The 6,191-nt window shown below is 68.0% G+C and carries 5 protein-coding genes; all 5 read right to left on the minus strand.

The window, feature by feature from the left end; genetic code table 11:
• Window positions 1-97 precede the first annotated feature (97 nt).
• A complete protein-coding gene (locus MIC448_RS11470; protein WP_036299755.1) occupies window positions 98-805 on the minus strand; it encodes a ThuA domain-containing protein in 708 nt (235 codons plus the stop codon).
• Window positions 802-1,986, minus strand: a complete 1,185-nt coding sequence (locus tag MIC448_RS11475) for a Gfo/Idh/MocA family protein (protein ID WP_036299757.1) — start codon at window positions 1,984-1,986, stop codon at window positions 802-804. The genes MIC448_RS11470 and MIC448_RS11475 overlap by 4 nt, the downstream gene beginning before the upstream one ends.
• Before the next feature lie 87 nt (window positions 1,987-2,073).
• Window positions 2,074-4,377, minus strand: a complete 2,304-nt coding sequence (locus MIC448_RS11480; protein ID WP_036299760.1) for a glycoside hydrolase family 3 N-terminal domain-containing protein — start codon at window positions 4,375-4,377, stop codon at window positions 2,074-2,076.
• Window positions 4,374-5,261 carry a carbohydrate ABC transporter permease gene (locus MIC448_RS11485; protein WP_036299763.1) on the minus strand — a complete coding sequence of 296 codons (888 nt, stop codon included), beginning with the start codon at window positions 5,259-5,261 and terminating at the stop codon, window positions 4,374-4,376. Before MIC448_RS11485 ends, MIC448_RS11480 begins: the two co-directional genes overlap by 4 nt.
• The coding region (locus MIC448_RS11490) for a carbohydrate ABC transporter permease (RefSeq protein ID WP_036299766.1) at window positions 5,258-6,191 on the minus strand (934 nt) is incomplete at its 5' end. The genes MIC448_RS11490 and MIC448_RS11485, both read right to left, overlap by 4 nt.

Consider the following 6,191-nt stretch of genomic DNA (forward strand, 5'->3'; position numbering starts at 1 on the left):
GCGCGAGCCGCGTCCAGGTCGGCCGTCGCGACGATCCGGATGCCCGGCAGACCCTGCAGCGTGGCCAGGTACTGACGCGAGATGACCCCCAGTCCGACTATGCCGATTCCGTGCGGCTGGCCCACAGCATCCCCCGTTCGATGATCGTCCGAACGCTGTCGTCGCGCAGGACCTCGAGGCTGTGCCCGGGGGTCGCGACGAAAACGCGACCCGCGCCCCACAGCCGCGTCCACACCGCGGGCGATGTGATGGGGCGATGCCACGGATGGTAGGGCTGAACCGGATGCGTCGTGGTGGCGAGCACGTCGATCAGATCATCGTGCAGCACCCAGTACTGCTCGGTGTCGAGCGTGAAGTCCTCGATGCCGGCCGTGATCTCGTGCCCGCGCCCCAGCTCGGTCAGATCGACCGTGTACGGCAGGAAGTTGTCGGTCTCATCTCCCCCACACCGGTCGGGATGCTTCGACGGGTGCGTGGCGAACTGCCCGCCGATCAGCTGCAGGTAGTCCGCGTCATTGCGATATGAATCCGCGATGCCGCCGTGCCATCCGGCGAGACCCGTGCCTCGTTCGACGGCCTTCCGCAGCCCGCGGGATGCCTCGCGCGAGATCTCCGACATCGTGACCGACTGCACCACCAGGTCGACCTCCTCCATGACGGCCTCGTCGGCGTACACCTCGTTGGATTCCTCGACGCGAACGACGAACCCGTGACTCTCGAGGAAGGGCAGGAACAGATCGGTCGCCTCGACCGGACTGTGCCCTGCCCATCCCCCGCGGACGACCAATGCCCTGCGTGCGCTCATGCGGACTCTCCTTCGACCGGGACGTAGGTGCTCCGCTGGGCAGCGCTCTGCTCGACAGCGGCGAGAACACGCTGCACGCGCGCCGCCTCGGCGAAGGTCGGCGCGACCTTCGCCTCGCCCGCGATGGCGCGCACGAGATCGACCACCTGATGCGTGAAGAGATGCTCGTACCCGAGCCCGTGACCCGCGGGCCACCAGGCGTCGGCGTACGGATGCTCCGGCTCATTCGCCTGGATCCGCCGGAAACCCTGCTCACCCAGCGGGTCGCGAGCGTCGTAGAACTCGAGCTCATTCATCGAACGGAAGTCGAACGCGACCGAACCGCGGTCCCCGTTGATCTCGACACGGTTCGAGTTGCGGTGGCCGGTGGCGAGCCGGGTCGCCTCGAAGACGCCCAGCGCTCCCCCGGCGAACTCCGCCGTGAAGGCGGCCGCGTCGTCGACGGTCACAGCACGGCGCTGTGCATCGGCGCGCGCCCGGCCGCCCAGCCCGACCTGCTCATCCCGCACGGGACGTGTGGGAACGAAGGTGCGCAGCATGGCCGAAACACCGACGATGTCATCGCCTGTCAGCCACTGCGCCGTGTCGATGCTGTGCGCGCCGATATCGCCCAGGGTTCCGGAGCCCGCACGCGTCTTATCGAGGCGCCAGGTGAAAGGGGCCTCGGGATCGCTCAGCCAGTCCTGCAGGTACTGGGCACGCACGTGTCGGACTTCGCCGATCCGGCCGTCCTCGACCAGTCGTCGGGCGAGCGCGAGCGCGGGAGTGCGTCGATAGCTGAAACCGCACATGCTGACGACACCGCGGGCCGTCGCGGCGTCGGCCGCAGCGACCATGCGGTCCGCGTCGGCGACGTCGTTCGCGAGGGGTTTCTCACACATCACGTGTTTGCCCGCGGCGAGCGCCGCGAGCGCGATCTCGGCGTGCGTGTCACCCGGGGTGCAGATGTCGACGACGTCGATATCTGCACGCTCGATCATGCTCCGCCAGTCCGTCGTCGCTTCGTCGAAGCCCCATCGCGACGCGGCCACCGCGGTCCGGTCCGCATCCGTTCCCCCGAGAACGCGCAAAGCGGGAGTCCGCGGCAGGTCGAAGAATCGATGGGCGCTCCGCCACGCGTGCGCGTGCATCCGCCCCATGAATCCGGTGCCGATGACGGCGACACGCAGTTGTTGGGTCACAGGTGTGGTCCTCTCTGGGGCGCAGGCATCGCGCGCCGGGCTTCTCTGTCGCCATCCTTCCCGACGAGAGGGGACGACGATCGGTGCTCAGACGCGAGTCGGGTCACCCACCGCCGCGGTCTGCACCCGGACGATCAGGCGATCCTCCGTACCGACCCGGTGATCCGGCCCGACGATGTCGACGACCGCTTCGGTCTCTCGTTCGGCGCACGATGCCCCGACCCAGACCTCGATCGCCCCGGCCTCGACGAGGCGATACCCGTCGCGGCCCGTGAACGCCAGCCGCGAGGTCGGAACCGTGAAGGTGACGACGGCGGACTCCCCCGGCTCGAGGGCGATGCGCTGGAATGCGAGCAGTTGCGCGACCGGTCGGGTCACGCTGGCGTACACGTCGTGCGCGTAGAGCTGCACGACATCCGTCCCCGCGCGGGTGCCGACGTTGGTCACCCGGACGCTCGCCTCGAACTCCCCCTCGGCGGGCACAGCAGCCGGGGTGGTGAGCGCCGAGCGCTCGAACCGCGTGTACGTCAGACCGTGCCCGAAGGGCAGAACGGGAGCGTTGTCTGCGCTCGTGACGGGGCTGGGACCGCCGAGCATCGGGTGCAGGTACGAGTACGGCTGCGCCCCCGCCGAACGCGGCAGCGAAACCGGCAGACGACCCGAGGGCGCGACGCGACCCGACAGGACACCGGCGAGCGCCGATCCGCCCTCTTCACCGGGGAAGAATGCCTGCACGACCGCGGCCGGGGCACCAGCACCCTCGACGGCCCACGCGAGGGCATAGGGGCGGCCCGTGAGAAGCGTCAGGATGACCGGGGTGCCCGTTGCCGCGACCGCTTCGACGAGCTCGCGCTGCACGCCCGGCAGATCCAGCGAATCGACGTCGTTGCCCTCCCCCACCGTGCCACGCCCGAACAACCCGGCGCGGTCGCCGACGACCACGATCGCGACGTCCGCCGACGCGGCCGCCTCGACCGCCGACGCGAAGCCCGTGCGGTCTTCTCCCTCAACCGCACACCCGGGGGTGTGCGAGATAGACGCATCCGGAAACTCCGTCCGCAGCCGATCGAGGACGCTCGGAATCTCGAACCCGAGAGGCACCTCGGGGTGATGCGCGAGCACGTGATTCGCGAACGAGTAGCATCCCATCAGCGCCTCGGGCGAGTCTGCGTTCGGACCGATGACCGCGATGCGCGACGGTGCCTGCAGGGGCAACGTGCCGTCGTTGGTGAGCAGGACGATGGATTCCTCGGCCAGCCGCCGAGCGAGAGCCCGGTGGCGGGGCGAGTCGAGGTCGACGCTCGCGGGGGGCTCGACGAACGTCTCGTCGAGCAGCCCGAGTTCGTCCTTCTGCGCGAGCACACGCAAGACGGCGCGATCGACGAGTCCTTCGTCGGCAAGCCCCGCACGGATGCGTTCGGCCAACGGAGCCAGGAAAGCATGCCCGGTGGGGAGCTCGACGTCGATCCCGGCGGCGAGGGCCAGCTCCGCCGCCTGCCCGAGGTCGGCGGCGATCGCGTGCATCGTGTGCAGGAACGCCACCGAGAAGTAGTCCGAAACCACGACGCCGTCGAATCCCCACTCGTCGCGCAGGATTCCCGTCAGATAGTCCGGCACCCCTCCGACAGGCAGACCGTCGATCTCGGCGTACGAATTCATCACCGATCTCACCCCGCCCTCGCGAACCGCCATCTCGAACGGCGGCAGCAGAACGTCCCGCACCTCGCGGGATCCGGCGTGCACCGGCGCGTGGTTGCGGCCGGATCGTGACCCGGAGTACCCGACGAAGTGCTTCAGCGTCGCGTGCACCCCCGCGGACTGCAGGCCGCGCACGTAGGCGGTACCGAGCAGTCCGACGACGTAGGGATCTTCCGCGATGCACTCATCGACCCGCCCCCACCGGGCGTCACGGATGACGTCGAGCACGGGCGCGAGTCCCTGATGGATGCCCAGCTCGCGCATCGACCCACCGATCGCCCGACCGACCACCTCCACGAGCTCCGGATCGAACGAGGCACCCCACGCCAGGGGCGTCGGATACGTGGCGGCCTTCCACGCCGCAAGCCCCGTCAGGCACTCTTCGTGCACGATCGCCGGGATGCCGAGGCGGGTGTTCTCACGCAGATGCCGCTGCTGTTCCCACAGCCACTGCGCCCGCTCGACGGGGTCGACCGGGCGGGTGCCGTACACGCGCGTGAGGTGGCCGATGCCGTCCACGATCGCCTGCTCGTATTGCGCCGCGACCGACATCTCTCCGGACATCGGCGCGACGGCTTCATCACCCTTATCGACCCAGAACCCGACCAGTTGCGCGAGCTTCTCCTCGAGAGTCATGCGCGCGAGAAGCTCCCGTACCCGGGCCGAGGCCGCCGGCATATCAACCGTGCTCATCCCTTGACCGCTCCCGTCAGACCGCCGACGATGCGGCGCTCGAAAATGCTGAAGAACAACAGGGCCGGCAACATCGACAGCGCCGTGAACGCCATGACCTTCGCCGTGTCGACCGAGTACTGCGACGAGAAGCTCTGAACGCCGAGCGGCAGTGTGAACATCGCGTCGTTGTTCAGGATGAACAGCGGCAGCAGATAGGCGTTCCAGCTTCCGATGAACGCCAGGATGCCGGTGGTGATCACGCCGGGCATCGACAACCGCACGACCATCCGCCAGAAGAATCCCAGCCGGCTGCATCCGTCGATGAATGCGGCCTCTTGGATCTCGTCGGGGATCGCGCGCAGAAACGGCACGAGGATGATGATCGTCACGGGAAGGGCGAACGCGATCTGCGGCAGGATGATCCCCCCGAGCGAGTTCATCAACCCGAGGTTTCTCACCATGATGTAGAGCGGGGTGATCGCGACGGTCAGCGGGAACATCAGTCCGGCAGCGAACAGCGCATAGAGCACCCCGCGGCCCCGGAATGTGTACCGCGCAAGCACGTAGCTGGCCATGAGCCCGAGCGTCACCGCTCCGACGCTCGTGGCGACCGCGACGATCGTGGAGTTGAGGACCTGCTGCCAGAACACCCCGCCCGCGAGCACATCGAGGTAGTTGTTGACGTTCCACACGGAGGGGAAGCCGGCCGGGTCGGTCGTGATCTCGGAGTTCGAGCGGAACCCGCCGATGATGATGTAGATCACGGGCCCGAGCATGAGCGCGATCACAACCAGCGCGACGAACCAGACGCCGGGGTTGCCGCGGGCCCGGTTGGCCGCGCCGCGGCTGCGTCCGGTTCGGGCCGTCGGACGGGAGACGGTCGGTGCAAGCGTGGCCATCATCGCTTCCCCTCGGTGAGAGCGCCCGCCGTGTCACGGCGCAGCACGAATCGCTGGTAGATGAGGGCGACGATGAGCGAGATCACGAACAGCACGACCGCCACGGCGTTGCCGTAGCCGAAGTTGCCCGCGTTTCGTCCCGTCGCCACCATGTAGGTCGCCATCGTGGACGTACCCGCGGTCGCAGCCACGTACTGCCCCCAGATGATGTAGACGAGGTCGAACAGCTGCAGAGCGCCGATGATCGACAGGAACGCCCAGATCCGGATGGTCGGGGCAAGCAGCGGCAGCGTGATCGAACGCTGCATCTGCCAGAAGGTGGCGCCGTCGATCGCGGCCGCCTCGTACAGCTCCTCGGGGATTCCCTGGAGGCCGGCGAGGAAGAGGATCACGGCGAACCCGATGTATTTCCAGGTGATGATCACCATCAACGTCCAGATGGCGATGTCGGGGTTCGACAGCCAGTCCTGCTGGAGCGCCTCGAGCCCGAGCTTTTCGAGCAGCCCGTTCACCGCGCCGTTGGTCTGGAGCATGAGGCTCCAGCCCGTTCCGACGACGACCTCGGCGATGACGTAGGGAACGAAGATCAGCACGCGGATGAGCGACTGGCCACGCATCCGTCGATTCAGCAGAAGTGCCAACAGGATGGCCACCGGCCCCTGCAAGATGAGGGAGAAGATGACGATGAAACCGTTGTGGCCGAGGGCCTCGATAAAGGCCGGGTCGGTCAGGATGTTGACGTAGTTGCGGAACCCGATGAAATCCGTCGCCGGTCCGTAGCCGCCCCAGCTGAAGAAGCCGTAGTAGGCGGCCATCAGGACCGGGAAGATCACGAAGGCCAGGAAGACGACCAGCGCCGGGCCGACGAGGATGAGGACTTCGAGCCGGCCCGCCCAGCCGAGCCCGCGCGAGCGGGCCCGGCGCGCCCGGGAC

This window comes from Microbacterium sp. C448 (assembly GCF_000582705.2).
GTDB classification, from domain to species: domain Bacteria; phylum Actinomycetota; class Actinomycetes; order Actinomycetales; family Microbacteriaceae; genus Microbacterium; species Microbacterium lacus_A.

What these genes read in the sequence shown, in the direction of transcription:
- MIC448_RS11470 (WP_036299755.1), bottom strand. Translation starts at nt 805, where the DNA reads ATGAGCGCACGCAGGGCATTGGTCGTCCGCGGGGGATGGGCAGGGCAC.
- MIC448_RS11485 (WP_036299763.1), bottom strand. Translation starts at nt 5,261, where the DNA reads ATGATGGCCACGCTTGCACCGACCGTCTCCCGTCCGACGGCCCGAACC.
- MIC448_RS11480 (WP_036299760.1), bottom strand. Translation starts at nt 4,377, where the DNA reads ATGAGCACGGTTGATATGCCGGCGGCCTCGGCCCGGGTACGGGAGCTT.